The 18,088-nt window shown below is 69.1% G+C and carries 10 protein-coding genes, 1 tRNA gene and 1 rRNA gene; 1 reads left to right on the top strand and 11 read right to left on the bottom strand.

Annotated features, from left to right (window positions below; all coding sequences use genetic code 11):
* Positions 1 to 100 precede the first annotated feature (100 nt).
* The 8 genes from ACZ4EG_RS04275 to ACZ4EG_RS04240 all read right to left on the bottom strand — a co-directional run bounded on the left by ACZ4EG_RS04275 (position 101) and on the right by ACZ4EG_RS04240 (position 13,847).
* The gene (locus ACZ4EG_RS04275; protein WP_053666341.1) at positions 101 to 475 is read right to left on the bottom strand and encodes a helix-turn-helix domain-containing protein; all 375 of its coding nucleotides are present in this window, start codon (positions 473 to 475) and stop codon (positions 101 to 103) included.
* Positions 476 to 584: 109 nt separating this feature from the next.
* A complete protein-coding gene (locus ACZ4EG_RS04270) occupies positions 585 to 1,130 on the bottom strand; it encodes a CinA family protein (protein ID WP_467789489.1) in 546 nt (181 codons plus the stop codon).
* The gene (gene pgsA / locus ACZ4EG_RS04265; RefSeq protein WP_453555627.1) at positions 1,127 to 1,909 is read right to left on the bottom strand and encodes a CDP-diacylglycerol--glycerol-3-phosphate 3-phosphatidyltransferase; all 783 of its coding nucleotides are present in this window, start codon (positions 1,907 to 1,909) and stop codon (positions 1,127 to 1,129) included. The genes ACZ4EG_RS04270 and pgsA overlap by 4 nt, the downstream gene beginning before the upstream one ends.
* The gene (gene rimO / locus ACZ4EG_RS04260) at positions 1,906 to 3,381 is read right to left on the bottom strand and encodes a 30S ribosomal protein S12 methylthiotransferase RimO (protein WP_467789488.1); all 1,476 of its coding nucleotides are present in this window, start codon (positions 3,379 to 3,381) and stop codon (positions 1,906 to 1,908) included. Before rimO ends, pgsA begins: the two co-directional genes overlap by 4 nt.
* A gap of 92 nt (positions 3,382 to 3,473) precedes the next feature.
* Positions 3,474 to 4,313, bottom strand: coding sequence for a helix-turn-helix domain-containing protein (locus ACZ4EG_RS04255; protein ID WP_467789487.1), 840 nt, complete (start codon positions 4,311 to 4,313; stop codon positions 3,474 to 3,476).
* Positions 4,314 to 4,590: 277 nt separating this feature from the next.
* Positions 4,591 to 7,308, bottom strand: a complete 2,718-nt coding sequence (locus ACZ4EG_RS04250) for a DNA translocase FtsK (RefSeq protein WP_467789486.1) — start codon at positions 7,306 to 7,308, stop codon at positions 4,591 to 4,593.
* Positions 7,309 to 7,432: 124 nt separating this feature from the next.
* Positions 7,433 to 8,116, bottom strand: a complete 684-nt coding sequence (locus tag ACZ4EG_RS04245; RefSeq protein WP_363299495.1) for a response regulator — start codon at positions 8,114 to 8,116, stop codon at positions 7,433 to 7,435.
* Positions 8,117 to 8,390: 274 nt separating this feature from the next.
* Positions 8,391 to 13,847 (bottom strand): HAMP domain-containing protein, encoded by a 5,457-nt coding sequence (locus tag ACZ4EG_RS04240; protein ID WP_467789485.1) that lies wholly within the window; start codon positions 13,845 to 13,847, stop codon positions 8,391 to 8,393.
* Positions 13,848 to 14,242: 395 nt separating this feature from the next.
* Here ACZ4EG_RS04240 and ACZ4EG_RS04235 point away from each other — a divergent pair, with 395 nt between their 5' ends.
* On the top strand, positions 14,243 to 16,999 hold the full coding sequence (locus ACZ4EG_RS04235; RefSeq protein WP_467789484.1) for a SpoIIE family protein phosphatase: 2,757 nt from the start codon (positions 14,243 to 14,245) through the stop codon (positions 16,997 to 16,999).
* A gap of 61 nt (positions 17,000 to 17,060) precedes the next feature.
* On the opposite strand, the gene ACZ4EG_RS04230 is transcribed toward ACZ4EG_RS04235, so the two are convergent.
* The 3 genes from ACZ4EG_RS04230 to rrf all read right to left on the bottom strand — a co-directional run.
* Positions 17,061 to 17,133, bottom strand: a tRNA-Thr gene (locus tag ACZ4EG_RS04230).
* Between the two features lie 85 nt (positions 17,134 to 17,218).
* Positions 17,219 to 17,881, bottom strand: coding sequence for a DegT/DnrJ/EryC1/StrS family aminotransferase (locus ACZ4EG_RS04225; protein WP_467789967.1), 663 nt, complete (start codon positions 17,879 to 17,881; stop codon positions 17,219 to 17,221).
* A 114-nt stretch (positions 17,882 to 17,995) separates the two neighbouring features.
* A 5S ribosomal RNA gene (rrf, locus tag ACZ4EG_RS04220) occupies positions 17,996 to 18,088 on the bottom strand; the annotation flags it as partial.

Genomic DNA, 18,088 nt, shown 5'->3' with positions numbered 1-18,088 from the left:
GCACAGCACGAAGGCCCCGACGGCACTCCCCCGGGTCTCCCCGGAGAAGCCCCGGCCGGGGCCTCACACGTGTTGCGTCACAGAGCCACGCGCGTGAACGTCACGCGGCGACCACGTCCACCGCTTCGGCAGGCGCCTTGATGGTCACCCGCTCCGGTGGCACACCGGTCACCGAGACGGAACCCAGCATCGGGCGAACCGGCGTGGGTACGGGCTCGGTGGCCGCGGCAGACTGGGCCAGCTCGGCGAGGGCGAGCTCGTCGCTCACTTCCCGCATGAGCTCGGACATCCGTACGTCCAGCGCGTCGCAGATGGCGGCGAGCAGTTCGGAGGAAGCCTCCTTCTGCCCCCGCTCCACCTCGGAGAGATAGCCGAGTGAGACTCGGGCGGACGAGGAGACTTCGCGCAGAGTACGGCCCTGGCGTTGGCGCTGCCGACGCAGCACGTCACCAAGCAGGCGACGGAGCAGAATCATCGGTGGCTCCCTCCTCGGACCGCGTAGCCGCATCCTTCACGCCCCACCGTACCGCCTCGCGCCGCGGCCGTGCGGGGAGCGATGTCGTGTTCACTCAGGGCTGCAAACATCAAAACCCCCCGTTCTGTTCCGTATCCTGTGCCCGCTCATTCCCGGTCTGTTCGCCCGCAAGCTCCTTCAGGAGCAGTGCGAGTACGCTCCGTACACTCTCCATACGAATTTCCGCGCGGTCGCCGTTCAACCGCAGGGCCTCGACTTTTCCGCCACCGGCGGAACCGGAGTGCGCCCCGAAGGGGCCGTCGACGGCCACGAAGACCGTCCCGACGGGCTTGCCGTCCTGTGGTTCGGGACCGGCCACACCGGTCGTCGCAAGGCCCCAGTCGGCCCCCAGCGCCTTCCGTACTCCGGCCGCCATCTGGGCCACGACCTGCGGATCCACCGCACCGGACTGGGCCAGCAGGGTGGCGTCGACGCCCAGCAGCTCATGCTTCAGTTCGGTGGCGTAGGCGGTGACCGAGCCGCGGAAGACCTTGGAGGCACCGGGGACCGTTGTGATCTCCGCCGCGACCAGACCGCCGGTGAGCGACTCGGCGACGGCGAGCGTCTCGCCCCTCACCGTGAGTAGTCGCACCAGTTCGGCGGCCGCAGAATTCACGCTTCCGTCTCCTCCGACGCCGCCTTGCGTTCGGCGATTCCCTGCCTGCGCAGCACAATGGCCTGTCTCACATAGTCGACGCCGGTCACCACGGTCAGGATGACCGCCGCGGCCATCACCCACCATCTCAGGGTCGCCAGCCACCCCGTCAGTGCCAGCACGTACATCCCCACGGCCACGCCCTGGGTGAGGGTCTTGAGCTTGCCGCCGCGGCTCGCCGGAATGACGCCGTACCGGATGACCAGGAAGCGCAGCAGCGTGATCCCCAGTTCCCGGCCGAGGATGACCGCCGTCACCCACCACGGCAGATCGCCCAGCGCGGAGAGACAGATCAGCGCCGCTCCCATGATCGCCTTGTCGGCGATGGGGTCGGCGATCTTCCCGAAGTCGGTGACGAGGTTGTACGTGCGCGCGATATGGCCGTCGAACAGGTCGGTGATCATGGCGATGGCGAAGGCAGCCCAGGCCAGCGAGCGCCACGCCGGGTCATAGCCACCGCCCGCCAGCATGAGCGCCACGAAGCCGGGGACGAGGACCAGCCGGAGCATGGTCAGCAGATTCGCCACGTTCCACAGGCTGGCCTCGTTGACGGCCGCGGCCGCCAGCTTCCCGCCGCGCGCGGGCCTCGCCCCGCCCTGCGGCTCGGCACCCTTACCGGAAGTACCGGAAGCGGAAGAGGCAGAAGCAGAGCCGGGGGCAGCACCGGAAGCGGCGGCGGAGCCCGTGGCGCCCTGCGCGCCCGGGGAACCACCCGCGGCGGATGCCGGTACTCCGGTCATCTGCCCGCCTCCTCACTGCACGCGAACGAGCCCTGCAGGGGCTCGGCCACCAGGTCGACGCCCTCCGTACCGACCACCTTCGCCTCGACCATACGACCGATGGACAGGCCTTCGCCGCTCGTGAGCAGGACGTGGCCGTCCGTCTCCGGGGCCTGGTGCGCCCCGCGGCCGTGGACGCCCTCCTTCTCGTCGACGGACTCGACGAGCACGTGCACGGTCTCGCCGAGCCGCTCCTCGGCCCGCTGCGAGACCAGCTCCTCGGCCAGCCGCGAGATATGGGCCAGCCGCTCGGCGACGACGTCCTCGTCGAGCTTGCCGTCGTACGTCGCCGCTTCCGTGCCCTCCTCGTCGGAGTAGCCGAAAACACCGATGGCGTCCAGGCGCGCATGGTTCAGGAAGCGCTCCAGCTCGGCCAGGTCGGCCTCGCTCTCGCCGGGGAAGCCGACGATGAAGTTGGAGCGCACGCCGGCCTGCGGGGCCTTGCCGCGGATGGTGTCGAGGAGCTGCAGGAAGCGGTCGGTGTCGCCGAAGCGGCGCATCGAGCGCAGCACGTCGGGCGCGGAGTGCTGGAAGGACAGGTCGAAGTACGGGGCGATCTTCGGGCTGGAGGTCAGCACGTCGATCAGACCCGGGCGCATCTCGGCCGGCTGGAGGTAGCTCACGCGCACCCGCTCCAGGCCGTCGACCTCGGCGAGCTCGGGCAGCAGGGACTCCAGGAGACGGATGTCGCCCAGGTCCTTGCCGTAAGAGGTGTTGTTCTCGGAGACCAGCATGACCTCCTTGACGCCCTGCTCGGCCAGCCAGCGCGTCTCGTTCAGCACGTCGCTCGGGCGGCGGGAGATGAAGGAGCCGCGGAAGGACGGGATGGCGCAGAAGGAGCAGCGCCGGTCGCAGCCGGAGGCAAGCTTCACCGAGGCGACCGGGGCGCCGTCCAGCCGGCGGCGCAGGGGCGCACGGGGGCCGGACTGCGGGGCCAGGCCCTCGGGGAGGTCCGTGGGAGCGCCGTGACCCGGCAGGGCCACCTCGGTCGCCGAGTCCTGGCGCTGGGCCGGGCTGACCGGCAGCAGCTTGCGCCGGTCGCGCGGGGTGTGGGCGGCGTGGATGCCGCCGCCCAGGATGGTCTGCAGGCGGTCGGAAATGTTCGCGTAGTCGTCGAAGCCGAGCACGCCGTCGGCCTCGGGAAGGGCATCGGCGAGTTCCTTGCCGTACCGCTCGGCCATGCAGCCCACCGCCACGACGGCCTGGGTTCTGCCGTGCTCCTTGAGGTCGTTGGCCTCCAGGAGGGCGTCGACGGAGTCCTTCTTGGCGGCCTCGACGAAACCACAGGTGTTGACCACGGCGACATCGGCGTTCGAGGCGTCCTCTACGAGCTGCCAGCCGTCCGCCTCCAAACGGCCTGCGAGCTCCTCCGAGTCCACCTCGTTACGGGCGCAGCCGAGAGTGACGAGTGCGACGGTACGGCGTTCAGGCATGGGCTCAAGACTACTTCGTCCCACTGACAGCCCACGTCGACGGGGTTGGCCGATCTTGGCCAACCCCGTGCGTTCTCGACCGATCGAACCTCTTATCCGACCTCGGGGTCGCCCTTCGTGTACGTCAGGCGCTCCACGGCGCCCGGCTGGAAGGCGTCCTCGATCTTCTTGCCGTTGACGTAGAGCTGGATCGCGCCGGCGTCGCCCAGGATGAGGTTGATCTTCGAGCTGTCCTGGAAGGTCTTCGAGTCGCCCTTCTTCAGGAGCCCGTCGAAGAGCATCCGGCCGTTGTGGTCCTTGGCCGAGATCCAGCTGCGCCCGTTGACGGCGCTCACCTGGACCGTGACCTTGTCCTGCGGCGCGGCCGCGATGGCGCTGTCCGACGGCTCGGGCTTGCCGGCGGGCTTGCTCTTCTTCGGCGTGGGCGAGGCGGACTTGTCGGCCGTCGGCGAGGCGCCCTGGGCCACCTGGTCCTTGGCGTTGCTGCCGTCGTCGCCGCCCTTGAACACGGTGAAGCCGACGAAGCCGATCACAACGACGATCGCGGCGACCATGGCCGCGGTCCAGTTCGGTCCACGGCGCTCGGGGCGGATACGTTCCGCCTCGAACAGCGGGGCGGCCGGGGTCGGCGCGGGACGCCCGCCGTGCTCGGCGTCGTACTGCTCGACCAACGGGGCCGGGTCGATGTGCACGGCCCTGGCCAGGGTCCGGATGTGCCCGCGGGCGTAGACGTCTCCGCCACAGGGAACGAAGTCGTCGGCCTCGATGGCATGCACGATGGCGATACGGACGCGAGTGGCACTGCTGACGTCGTCGACGGTGAGCCCGGCCGCGATGCGCGCCTGCTGGAGGGCGCGCCCGACCGAGGTGCGGGCTTCCTCGGATACGTCGTGGAACGGACGCTCGTCTTCAGGGGAGTTGCCGATGGACACGGGGGCGCCTTTCGAGCGTTTTAGCCACCTGTGCTGGAGGTTCAGTCTAGGGGGGGTACGAAAGGGTGAGGCAACCGGGCGGTATGACTTTGTACGCCATCGGTATGGCCGGTCATCCCGATGACGGGCCAGGCACGAACCCAGTGTGGTAGCCGCGCCTGTCCTTTCGCTCAACTTGACGTACGTTGCAGGGAAACGGTTGCCCGCGGATCACTAACGGGTGGATCACGACCGTGTCTCCACCCGGCTCCAACCGTTCCGCCGGGCGGACATATCCCTACCCTTCAGACTCCCCGCGTATCACAGCGAGGACGCCGTCCAGCTCATCGGGCTTCACCAGAACGTCGCGCGCCTTGGAGCCCTCGCTGGGTCCGACGATGTTCCGGGACTCCATGAGGTCCATCAGCCGCCCGGCCTTGGCGAAGCCGACGCGCAGCTTGCGCTGGAGCATGGACGTCGAGCCGAACTGCGTGGTGACCACCAGTTCGGCCGCCTGGCACAGCAGGTCGAGGTCGTCGCCGATGTCCTCGTCGATCTCCTTCTTCTGCTTGGTGCCCACGGTGACGTCGTCCCGGAAGACCGGCGCCATCTGGTCCTTGCAGTGCTGGACGACGACGGCGACCTCTTCCTCGGTCACGAACGCGCCCTGCATACGGGTCGGTTTGTTCGCGCCCATCGGCAGGAACAGACCGTCGCCCTTGCCGATGAGCTTCTCGGCACCGGGCTGGTCGAGGATGACGCGGGAGTCGGCCAGGGACGAGGTCGCGAAGGCGAGCCGCGAGGGCACGTTGGCCTTGATCAGACCGGTGACGACATCGACCGAGGGGCGCTGCGTGGCCAGCACCAGGTGGATGCCGGCCGCGCGCGCGAGCTGGGTGATGCGCACGATCGCGTCCTCGACGTCCCGCGGCGCGACCATCATCAGGTCGGCGAGCTCGTCGACAATCACCAGCAGGTACGGGTACGGCTGGAGTTCCCGCTCGCTGCCCTCGGGCAGCTTCACCTTGCCGTTGCGGATCGCCTCGTTGAAGTCGTCGATGTGCCGGAAGCCGAACGCGGCCAGGTCGTCATACCTGAGGTCCATCTCCCGTACGACCCATTGGAGCGCCTCGGCGGCCCGCTTCGGGTTGGTGATGATCGGTGTGATCAGGTGCGGAATGCCCTCGTAGGCGGTCAGTTCGACGCGCTTGGGGTCGACGAGGACCATCCGGACTTCCTCGGGGGTCGCGCGGACCATGACGGACGTGATCAGGCAGTTGATGCACGAGGACTTACCGGAACCGGTGGCTCCGGCGACCAGGATGTGCGGCATCTTCGCGAGGTTGGCGGTGACATAGCCGCCCTCGACGTCCTTGCCGAGCGCGACCAGCATCGGGTGGTCGTCCTCGGACGCGTCCGCCAGGCGCAGCACGTCACCGAGGTTGACCATCTCCCGGTCGGTGTTCGGGATCTCGATGCCGACCGCCGACTTGCCGGGGATCGGGCTGATGATCCGCACGTCCGGGCTGGCGACGGCGTACGCGATGTTCTTGGTGAGCGCGGTGATCCGCTCGACCTTCACCGCGGGGCCGAGCGTGACCTCGTAACGGGTGACCGTCGGTCCGCGCGTGAAGCCCGTGACGTCGGCGTCCACCTTGAACTCGGCGAAGACCTGGCGCAGGGAGTCGACGACCGCGTCGTTGGCGGCGCTGCGCGCCTTGCCGGGTCCGCCGCGGGCGAGGAGGTCGAGCGAGGGCAGGGAGTAGGTGATGTCGCCGGAGAGCTGGAGCTGCTCGGCGCGTGGCGGCAGGTCGCGCGCCTCCTCGGGGGCCGCCTTGGTCAGGTCGGGCACGGCCTGCTCGACCGCGAGCTTCTCCTGCCGGGGCCGCCGCGCCGGGGCCGGGACGGGGGTGGGGGTCGGTGTCGGTGTCGTGTCCTCGCGGTCGCCGATGCTCACGCCCTGGGTGAGGTCGGCCACCAGCGGGGAGGGCGGCATGCCGTGCAGCACGGCGCCGTCGAGGTCGGCGGCGGCCGCCGCGGCGATGTCCACGGCGTCCAGCTGCCGGTCCATCGCGGGCTGCGGCACCGCGGAGCGCCTCGGGCGGCCGCGGCGCTTGGCGAGGGCCTCCTGCTCGGCGCCGTCGGGGTCGAAGTCCTGGGGGGCGCTCCGGCGCCTGCGGGGGCGCGCGGGCAGCGACTCGCGCCACTGGTCTTCGTAGCGCTCGTCGTCCTCGGTGAGGTCGTCCTCGACGGGATCGTGAACGACACCGAGCCGCACACCGAGGGCCCGCAGCCGCTGCGGGACGGCGTTGACCGGGGTGGCGGTGACGACGAGCAGCCCGAAGATCGTGAGCAGGACCAGCAGCGGTACGGCGAGGACCTTGCTCATCGTGTACGTCAGCGGGGTCGCCGCGCCCCAGCCGATGAGGCCGCCGGCGTCCCTTATCGCCTGCATGCCGTCACTGCGTGCGGGCGAACCGCAGGCGATGTGGACCTGGCCGAGCACGCCGATGACCAGCGCGGACAGGCCGATCACGATGCGGCCGTTGGCCTCGGGCTTCTCGGGGTGGCGGACGAAGCGCACCGCGATGACCGCGAGCAGTATCGGCACGAGCAGGTCGAGACGCCCGAAGGCGCCGGTCACCAGGATCTCGACGAGGTCCCCGACGGGACCGCGCAGATCGGCCCAGGTGCCGGCGGCGACGATCAGCGCGATGCCGAACAGCAGGAGTGCCACGCCGTCCTTGCGGTGCGCCGGGTCGAGGTTCCTCGCACCCTGCCCTATGCCGCGGAAGACGGCGCCCACGGCATGCGCGAGCCCGAGCCAGAGGGCGCGCACAAGCCGGTAGATGCCCCCGGTGGGGCTCGGCGCCGGCTTCGGCGGCGGCGCCGACTTCTTCGCCGCGGCCTTCTTGGCCGGGGCCTTCTTCGCGGCGGCCTTCTTCGCCGGTGCCTTCGCGGGAGCGGCCGCCTTCTTGGCTGGCTGCTTCTTGGCTGCGGAGGGACGTGAGGCCATGGAAGTGAGATTACCGGTGGAGACGACAGTGGACACGCGTGCCGGGCGCTTCACCCGATCGTGTCGCCCTTGCCGGGGCGCGAAACTGACGCGCCCTCATGCGCAACTGCGTCCGAGGCGGGCGTCAGTTCTGCGTGGGGACGGAGGGGGCACCGGTGCCCGTGCCCGGTTCCAGGGCGTCGAGTGCGCGGCGCAACCCGGTGAGTTTGCGTTCGAGATGGGCCGCAGTGGCCACCGCGGCCGCGTCCGCGGAGTCGTCGTCCAGCTGCTTGGACAGCGCCTCGGCCTGCTCCTCGACGGCAGCGAGCCGCGCGGAAAGTTCGGCGAGCAGCCCCGCCGACTCCTTGCCGGCGCCGACCGCGCCCTTGCCGCCGCCCTCCAACTGGAGCCGCAGCAGCGCCGCCTGCTCCCGCAGCTGGCAGTTCTTCATGTACAGCTCGACGAACACGGACACCTTCGCGCGCAGCACCCATGGGTCGAACGGCTTGGAGATGTAGTCGACCGCGCCCGCCGCGTATCCGCGGAAGGTGTGGTGCGGGCCGTGGTTGATCGCGGTGAGGAAGATGATCGGGATGTCCCGGGTCCGCTCCCGCCGCTTGATGTGCGCGGCGGTCTCGAAACCGTCCATGCCCGGCATCTGGACATCCAGCAGAATGACCGCGAAGTCGTCCGTGAGCAGTGCTTTGAGCGCTTCCTCCCCGGACGATGCCCGCACCAGCGTCTGATCGAGCGCAGAGAGGATGGCCTCCAGCGCCAGCAGATTCTCCGGCCGGTCATCGACCAGGAGGATCTTGGCCTTCTGCACCATGGCCCGCCCTCCTCGCCCCGGCGGTACACCGGGCGCCGCCCCAGGGGACGACTCCCTATCGCCGCCCGTCCTTGTGCCGGTCATCGTAGCCGCACCCCGACCGTCGCCACACCCTGTCACCGCGATGTCACTGTGCACGTAGCAGAAACGCGGCGGGAGACCAGAAGGTTCCCCGAATCCCGCACTTCTACACGGGTTCGGCCACCCTGAGTCAACAACTCCGCTCGTACACCGAAGGTTCCCACAGCGTTCGCCCCGAGCCCGTGCGCGCCCGTCACTCCTCTCGCATCCACTGCCGCATCACCGCCAGCAGGTGGTCAGGATCGACCGGCTTCGTCACATAATCGGATGCACCCGACTCGATCGCCTTCTCCCGGTCGCCCTTCATGGCCTTCGCGGTCAGCGCGATGATCGGCAGCCCGGCGAACTGCGGCATCCTGCGGATCGCCGTGGTCGTCGCGTAGCCGTCCATCTCGGGCATCATGATGTCCATCAGGACGACCGCCACGTCGTCGTGCTGCTCCAGTACCTCGATGCCCTCGCGGCCGTTCTCGGCGTACAGCACGGACAGGCCGTGCTGCTCCAGAACACTGGTGAGCGCGAACACATTGCGGATGTCGTCGTCGACGATCAGCACCTTCTCGCCGCCGAACCGCACCACGCGGTGCGCCTTGGGCGCCGCGAGCTGATCGCCGACCGTCCACGCCTCCGTCCGCTCCTCGGCCCCCGGAGCGCCCCGTCGGCGGCGCCGGAAGAGGGCGGCGGCGCCGTTCTGCGTCTCCTGGTACGACTTCACCTCGGCCGGCGTCTCGACGTCCGCGCCGACCACCTCGGCCAGCTGCGCCGCGGAGGCGACCAGGTCGCCGGTCTCCAGCGCGGGCACCGGCTGCTGATAGCCCTGCGGCGGCAGTTCGCTCGGGTGCAGCGGCAAATACAGCGTGAACGTCGAACCGCGTCCCGGCTCGCTCTGCGCGTGGATCTCACCACCGAGCAGCTGTGCGATCTCCCGCGAGATCGACAGCCCGAGGCCCGTGCCACCGTACTTGCGGCTGGTCGTGCCGTCCGCCTGCTTGAAGGCCTCGAAGATCACCCGCATCTTGCTCGCCGCGATTCCGATACCGGTGTCGGTCACGGAGAACGCGATCAGCTCCGCGTCCGGGTCGTTGACCGACCCCGCCTCCAGCAACTGCTCCCGGATCGCCATCGGCACGCCCGCGCCGGCCGGCCGGATCACCAGCTCCACCGACCCGGAGTCGGTGAACTTCACCGCATTCGACAGCAGGTTGCGCAGCACCTGCAGGAGGCGCTGTTCGTCGGTGTGCAGCGTGGCCGGCAGCTCCGGCGACACCCGCACGGACAGATCGAGGCCCTTCTCGGCGGTCAGCGGCCGGAAGGTGGCCTCCACATAGTCGACGAGCTGGACCAGCGCGATACGCGTCGGGGAGACGTCCATCTTGCCCGCCTCGACCTTCGACAGATCGAGGATGTCGTTGATCAGCTGGAGCAGGTCGGAGCCGGCGCCGTGGATCGTTTCGGCAAACTCGACCTGCTTCGGGGAGAGGTTCCCCTCGGCGTTGTCGGCGAGCAGCTTGGCCAGAATCAGCAGCGAGTTGAGCGGCGTACGCAGCTCGTGCGACATGTTGGCGAGGAACTCGCTCTTGTAGCGCATCGACACGGCGAGCTGCTCCGCGCGCTCCTCCAGGACCTGCCGCGCCTCCTCGATCTCGGTGTTCTTCACCTCGATGTCGCGGTTCTGCTGGGCCAGCAGCTCGGCCTTCTCCTCCAGTTCGGCGTTGGACGACTGGAGCGCCTTCTGCCGGTTCTCCAACTCGGCCGACCGCTCCCTCAGTTGCTCGGTCAGCTCCTGCGACTGCTTCAGCAGCACCTCCGTCTTGGTGTTGACGGAGATGGTGTTGACGCTGGTCGCGATCATCTCAGCGATCTGGTTGAGGAAGTCCTTCTGGATCTGCGTGAACGGCGTGAAGGAGGCCAGTTCGATGACGCCGAGCACCTTGCCCTCGAACAGCACCGGCAGCACGATCACCTGTGCGGGCGGGGCCTCGCCGAGCCCGGAGGAGATCTTCAGATAGCCGCTGGGCGCGTTCTCCACCAGGATCGTGCGCTTCTCCTGGGCGGCCGTCCCGATCAGCGCCTCACCCGGCCGGAACGACGTCGGCATGGAGCCCATCGAATAGCCGTACGAACCGAGCATGCGCAACTCGTATGCGTCCTCGCCCTCCGCGCTCGGGTCCTTGCCGTCGACCAACGGCATGGCGAGGAAGAACGCGCCGTGCTGCGCGGAGACCACCGGGGTCAGCTCACTCATGATCAGCGAGGCCACGTCGTCCAGGTCGCGGCGGCCCTGCATCAGCGCGGAGATGCGGGCGAGGTTGCCCTTGAGCCAGTCCTGCTCCTTGTTGGCGATGGTGGTGTCGCGCAGGTTGGCGATCATCTTGTTGATGTAGTCCTGCAGCTCCTGGATCTCGCCGGACGCGTCCACGTCGATCTTCAGATTCAGGTCGCCGCGGGTCACCGCGGTCGCCACGCGCGCGATGGCGCGCACCTGCCGGGTCAGGTTTCCGGCCATCTCGTTCACGGACTCGGTGAGGTCGCGCCAGGTGCCGTCCACGTCACGCACGCGTGCCTGGCCGCCGAGTTGTCCCTCCGTGCCCACCTCGCGCGCGACCCGGGTGACCTCCTCGGCGAAGCTGGACAGCTGATCAACCATGGTGTTGATCGTCGTCTTGAGTTCGAGGATCTCACCACGGGCGTCAATGTCGATCTTCTTCGTCAAGTCGCCCTTGGCGATGGCCGTGGTCACCATGGCGATGTTGCGTACCTGACCGGTCAGGTTGGACGCCATCTGGTTCACCGACTCGGTGAGGTCCTTCCATGTGCCCGCCACACCCGGCACATGCGCCTGACCACCGAGGATGCCGTCCGTGCCCACCTCACGGGCCACCTTGGTGACCTGGTCCGCGAACGAACTCAGCGTCTTGACCATGGTGTTGATGGTGTCGGCGAGCTGGGCCACCTCACCCCGCGCCTCGATCGTCACCTGCCGGGTCAGATCGCCGTTGGCGACGGCCGCAGAGACCTGGGAGATGTTGCGCACCTGCATGGTCAGGTTGTTGGCCATCAGGTTCACGTTGTTGCTGAGGTCCTTCCAGATGCCCGTGACACCCGGAACGTGCGCCTGACCGCCCAGAATGCCCTCCGTGCCCACCTCACGGGCCACCCGGGTCACCTGCTCGGCGAAACTGGACAGCTGATCAACCATGGTGTTGACCGTCGTGACGAGCTCAAGGATCTCGCCCTTCGCGTCAACAGTGATCTTCTTGGACAGGTCGCCCTTGGCGACCGCGGTCGTGACCTCGGCGATGTTGCGGACCTGGATGGTCAGGTTGTTCGCCATGAAGTTCACGGACTGCGTGAGGTCCTTCCAGGTGCCCGCGACCCCCTGCACCTCGGCCTGACCGCCCAGGATGCCCTCGGTACCCACCTCGCGGGCCACCCGCGTGACCTCTTGGGCGAACGACGACAGCTGGTCGACCATCGTGTTCAGGGTGTTCTTGAGCTCCAGGATCTCCCCGCGCGCGTCCACGGTGATCTTCTGGGAGAGGTCACCCCGGGCCACCGCCGTCGCGACCTGGGCGATGTTGCGCACCTGGGCGGTGAGGTTGCCCGCCATGCCGTTCACGGAGTCCGTCAGGTCACGCCACACACCGGCCACACCGGGCACCTGCGCCTGACCGCCGAGCCGGCCGTCCGTACCCACTTCGCGAGCAACCTTGGTCACCTGGTCGGCGAAGGCGGAGAGTTGATCGACCATCGTGTTGATCGTGTTCTTCAGCTCAAGGATCTCGCCGCGCGCGTCGACGTCGATCTTCTGGGACAGGTCGCCCCGGGCCACCGCCGTCGTCACCTGGGCGATCTGCCGCACCTGCGAGGTCAGGTTCCCCGCCATGAAGTTGACGGAGTCCGTCAACTCCTTCCATGTGCCCGAGACGCCGTCCACCCGGGCCTGACCGCCCAGCCGGCCCTCCGTACCCACGTCCCGGGCCATCCGCGTGACCTGGTCGGCGAAGCTCGACAGCTGGTCCACCATCGTGTTCACGGTGTTCTTCAGCTGGAGCATCTCGCCGGAGACGTCGACCGTGACCTTCTGCGACAGATCACCGTTGGCCACCGCCGTGGTCACCTGGGCGATATTGCGGACCTGACCGGTGAGGTTGCGGAATGCAGTGTTGACGGAGTCCGTCAAGTCCTTCCAGGTACCGGCCGCGCCCGGCACCTGCGCCTGCCCTCCCAGCTCACCCTCGACACCGACCTCCCGCGCCACGCGCGTGACCTCGGCACCGAACGACGACAGCTGGTCGACCATCCCGTTGACGGTGTTCTTCAGCTCCAGCATCTCGCCGGCCACGTCGACCGTGACCTTCTGCGACAGATCACCACTGGCCACCGCCGTCGTCACGGCGGCGATGTCCCGCACCTGTGTGGTCAGGTTCCGGAACACCGTGTTGACGGAGTCCGTCAGGTCCTTCCAGGTGCCCGCGGCACCCGGCACATTGGCCTGACCGCCGAGCCGTCCCTCGGCACCCACCTCGTTGGCCACGCGCGTGACCTCGTCCGCGAAGATCCGCAGCGTCTCGGTCATCTGGTTGATCGTCTCGGCGAGCTGAGCGACCTCGCCACGTGCCGGGACGGTCACCTTCTGCGACAGGTCACCGCTGGCGACGGCCGTCGTGACCTGGGCGATCCCGCGCACCTGGGCGGTGAGGTTGCCCGCCATCGTGTTGACGGAGTCGGTGAGCTCCTTCCACACACCGGCCACCCCGGGCACCTGAGCCTGACCGCCCAGAATGCCCTCGGTGCCCACCTCTCGCGCGACCCGCGTCACCTCGGAGGAGAAGGAGGACAGCTGCTCCACCATCGTGTTGACGGTGTTCTTGAGCTCCAGCATCTCGCCGGCCACATGGACGGTGACCTTGCGTGACAGATCACCCCGGGCGACCGCGGTGGTCACCAGGGCGATGTCCCGCACCTGCGCGGTCAGCCGGTTCGCCATCGTGTTGACGGACTCCGTCAGGTCCTTCCACGAACCGGACATACCGCGCACCCGGGCCTGACCGCCCAGCTTGCCCTCGGTGCCGACCTCACTGGCCACACGCGTGACCTCGTCGGTGAACGTCGACAGCTGGTCGACCAGATTGTTGACGGTCCGCCCGACCCTGAGGAACTCACCCCGCAGCGGATGCCCGGTCCCGTCCGGCGCCTGCGTCCGCAGCTCCATGCGCGGCGACAGATCGCCCTCGGCCACCGCCGTCAGCACCCGGCCGACCTCCGAGACGGGCCGTACGAGATCGTCCACGAGTGCGTTGGAGGCGTCGATGGCAGCCGCCCATGAGCCCTCACAGGCCCCCGTCTCCAGCCGCTCCGTGAGTTTTCCCTCACGTCCGACCATGCGCCGCACGCGCGACAGCTCACCCGTCAAATGAAGGTTGCGGTCGGCGACCTCATTGAAAACCGCGGCGATCTCCGACATCACGCCGTCACCGGACACCGTGAGCCGCTTGCGGAAATTCCCGTCACGCATCGCGACGAGAGCGACCAACAGACGGTTCAGGGCAGCCGTGTCCACCACCGTCGTCCCGTTGCGCTGCTTGCTCAGGGACTGTCCGCCTTTCGCGCGCGTCTTCGTTCCACGCGTCGCTGCGCCAGACTCCACTGTGTCCCTCCCGCAGGGGTCGACCGTTACTGCCGTGCTCGGGCACTTCTGCTCGGTGTACCGGTTACCTCGGCGTACCCGTTACTGCTGCGTATTTCTGCCAGATGTGTTCCGGCCACACCAGGGGCTGCTGCCCGCCGTACACGGAACACACTCAGTCTGGCCGGACCTTCACCAGAAGCTTGCCCAGTGTTTCACCCCTGCTGAACCCGGCCATAACAGTTCGGCAGCTTCGCACATCGTCCGCACACTCTGAGGGCGTAAACACCGACGACCGGCATCCGATCGGACGGCGAAGGTAAGTAACCTTGCATGCGGCTGTCCAGCCGCACCGGTCCGTCCGGCCTGGGCGGTGGCACGAGAACGAGCGCGCATCGGAGGGGCGGCCGCAGACCATGACCACGGGAGTGATCCCCGGGGGACAGTCCCCGGAGCCGCGTCCGACGGGCACGCAGATGCCGCACCAGCGGCACGAGCAGGTCGGACACGGCGCCCACCACATCGACAACCGGTCGAGGAGTTCTGTGATCACCGCGCGCGCGGCCGCCAACTTCGAGCCCGTCGGACGGTCGGTCGCGACCGCCCGGTCCTTCGTCCGCGACACCCTCCAGGGATGGGGATTCGCCGACATCGTCGACGACGCCGTGGTCCTCACCAGCGAACTGGTGACCAATGCCGTGGTACACGCGGGCACCCACGCCGACGTCCTGTGCCTGCGCAGCGAGGACGGCGTACGAATCGAAGTGGCCGACCGCTACCCGGAACGCGAGGTCCCGCTCCAGAGCTCGGCCGTCAACATGGGCAGCCCCGACCGCGAGGGCGGCCGGGGCCTCCAGCTCTGCGCCGCCCTGGCCGGCCGCTGGGGCGTGGAGTACACGCCCACCCACAAGAACGTCTGGTTCCAACTCGACCTCCCGGAGCGCCCGCTGGGCACCCGGGCTGCGGGCCCGTCCCTCCCGGCCGACCTCCTCCCGCTCGCCGACGGCCGGGTCCGCGTCGCGGTCGTCCAGATCGACCGCAAGGGCTCCGTCAGCGCCTGGAACGAGGACGCCGAGGAACTTTTCGGCCATCCTGCCGACCAGGTCACCGGCAGGCCGCTCACCGACCTCGCGGCCTGGCCGCACACCCCGGGCACCGGCACCGGCATCGCGGAGGCGCTCCAACTCTCGCGCTGGGAGGGCAGTTACGGAATCCGGGGCGCGGACGGCCGGGTGACGCCGGTGTACGCCTCCCACCTCCGCGTCCGCGACACCGGCGGCGAGCCCTCCACGGTCTGCCTCCTGGTACGGGACCACGAACGCGCGGTCCTCCAGACGCCGTTGCGCGTCCCGGCCTCCGACGCGCCCGCCTCCTCCGACGGACAGAGCACCGACCCGTTCGAGGTGTTCATCGGCTCCCCCGCCCCGGACGACCTCGACGGCCTCCTCCAGCGCACGGTGGAGCGCGCCCGGGACATGCTCGACGGCGACTCCGCGTTCCTCCTGCTGGCCACGGACGACGAAACGGAGCTGGAGGTCCGCGCCTCCACCGGCCTGCCCTCCGCCCGCCAGCGCTTCGCCCGCGTCCCCGTCGAGGCCGGCCCCGGCCGCTACGGCTCCGCCCGGATGCCGGCCGTACACGACGACCTGGCGGCCGTACCGGGCGCCGTCCCGCTGCTGAACGCCACGGGCATGCGCTCGGTCGTCACGGTTCCGCTGAAGGTCGAGGGCCGTCTGACCGGCTCCCTCGGCGTCGCGGCCGAGGCCCCCAGCAGATACTCCAACGAGGAGGCGCTGCGCCTCCAGTTCGCCGCCGACCGCATCGCCCTGGCCGTCGAATCGGCCCGCCTCGGCGAGCTGGAGCGCCTGCGCCGTGGCTCGCTCAGCTTCCTCGTCGAGGCCTCCGACCTGCTCGCCGGAACCCTGGACCGCGACCAGACCCTGGCCCTGATGGCCCAGATGACGGTCCCCACCCTCGCCACCTGGTGCGCCGTCTACACCATCGCCGACCAGGCCTCCGAGCCGTATCTGTCGTACGTCCTGCACGAGGACGAGGAACTCATCGACGGCATCAAGTCGTTGCTCTCCAAGATTTCCCCGCCCGACCCGGTACCCACGCCCGGCGCCCGCGTCTGGACGGCCCCCGGCGAGGCCGCCCACGAGGCCGCCCTGCGCAGCTCGATGCGCAGCCTCGGCCTGAGTGGCGGCCCGACCCACCAGGTCGCCTCGGGCATCGGCCCGACCCTCGCGACGGCCTCCGCGGTCGGCGGCGAGACGGTCGTCCTGCCGCTCGTCGCCCGCAACCGCGTCATCGGCATGCTGACGCTCGGCAAGCCGACCGACGAACACTTCCGCCAGGAAATCCTGGAACTGGCCGAGGACTTGTCCCGCCGGGCCGCCCTGGCCCTGGACAACGCCCGCCTCTACTCGGAGCGCACGGCCATCAGCCAGTCCCTCCAGCGCAGCCTCCTGCCACCGGGACTCCCGACCATCGAGGGCGTCGAGGTCGAGGTCATCTACCGCGCGGCCGGCGAGGGCAACGAGGTCGGCGGTGACTTCTACGACGTCTTCCCGATCCGGGACGGCGCCTACGGCTTCGCCATCGGCGACGTCTGCGGTACGGGCCCCAACGCGGCGGCGGTGACGGGCCTGGCCCGGCACGCCCTGCGCCTGCTGGCCCGCGAGGGCCTCAGCGGCCCGGCCGTCCTGGAGCGCCTGAACTCCGCGATCCTCGACGAGGGCGCCCGCAGCCGCTTCCTGACGCTCCTGTACGGCGAGATGCGCCCCCAGGAGGACGGCAGCGCGGAACTGAAGGTCGTCTGCGCCGGCCACCCGCTCCCGCTGCGCCTGCGCCAGGACGGCACGGTGGAGGCCGCGGCCGAACCCCAGCCGCTGCTCGGTGTCATCGAGGACCTGGAGCTGTACGAGCAGACGGTCACCCTCGACCCGGGCGATGTCCTGCTCTGCGTCACGGACGGTGTCACGGAGCGCCGCGAGGGCAGCCGCATGCTGGGCGACGACGGCCTCGCCGACGTCCTCACCACGTGCACCGGCCTCACGGCGGGAGCGGTCGCGGCACGCATCATGCGCGCGGTGGAGCGCTTCGCCTCCGACGCCCCGTCCGACGACATGGCAATCCTGGCGATGCGGGTACCCGGCCTCCACGTGGACTAGGACCAGGGCCGCCCCGGGGCATGAAAAAGGCCCCGCCCATGTGGGCGGGGCCTTTTGGCTGAGCCCCCAAACGGAATCGAACCGTTGACCTTCTCCTTACCATGGAGACGCTCTGCCGACTGAGCTATAGGGGCCTGTCACCTTTTGAGGTTTCCCTCGCGGCAACGGAATAGATCATACCCCGAACAGAGCCGTGTTCCCAAACCCGTTCAGTGATCATCAGAAGGCGGGCTGAAGAAGTCCCCCGAGGGCATTGCACGCGGATACGACCCGCTGCATTTCCCGCTTCGTCAACGACGCGTCCACGGGCAGCGCCAGCGTCTCGTCCGCGGCCCGCTCGGTCTCCGGCAGCGACACACACCGCCGGTACTCCGGCAGCCGGTGCACGGGCGTCTTGACCGGCACCCGGCATTCAACTCCCTTGGCCCGCACGGCGCGCGCGAAGGCGTCACGGTCCGGCCGCCCGTTCCCGGGCACCCGCACGACGTACTGCTGGTACGTGTGTCCGTCACCGCCGTCGGGGGTCCATACGCCCCGCAGCTTGCCATCCAGGAACGCGGCACGCTCCCTGCGCTGCGCGATCTCGTCGTACGGCGCCTCGGACTCCCCCTGCTCCAGCACCAGGAGCCCGTGCCGCTGCCCGACACCGTGCAACCGCGTGATGTCGGCCCGACGTCCGAAGCGGTGGACGACAACAACGGCCGCGGAGCGGGGAGTTATGGCCGCCTCGACGGCCGACACGTCCAGGCAGTACGTCACCGGGTCTATGTCGGCGAACACCGGGAGCGCGCCGGCCAGCGTCACGGCCTCGGCGACTTCCACGTTCCCGAAGGCCGGCACGACGACCTCGTCACCGACTCCGACGCCGGCGGCCCTGAGCATTGCAGCAGTACCCATGCTGTGGATGCTCCGGCCGGAACGTGAACGTCAAGTTACGCATACCAGAAAAGGGTCGGTCCCCGAACCGAAGTTCGGGGACCGACCCTTTCAAAATTTGTTCGGCGGTGTCCTACTCTCCCACAGGGTCCCCCCTGCAGTACCATCGGCGCTGTGAGGCTTAGCTTCCGGGTTCGGAATGTAACCGGGCGT

This window comes from Streptomyces sp. NPDC025638 (assembly GCF_055558775.1).
The sequence above is the reverse complement of the archived record's forward strand: the minus strand, read 5'-3'. Positions and strand labels throughout refer to the sequence as shown.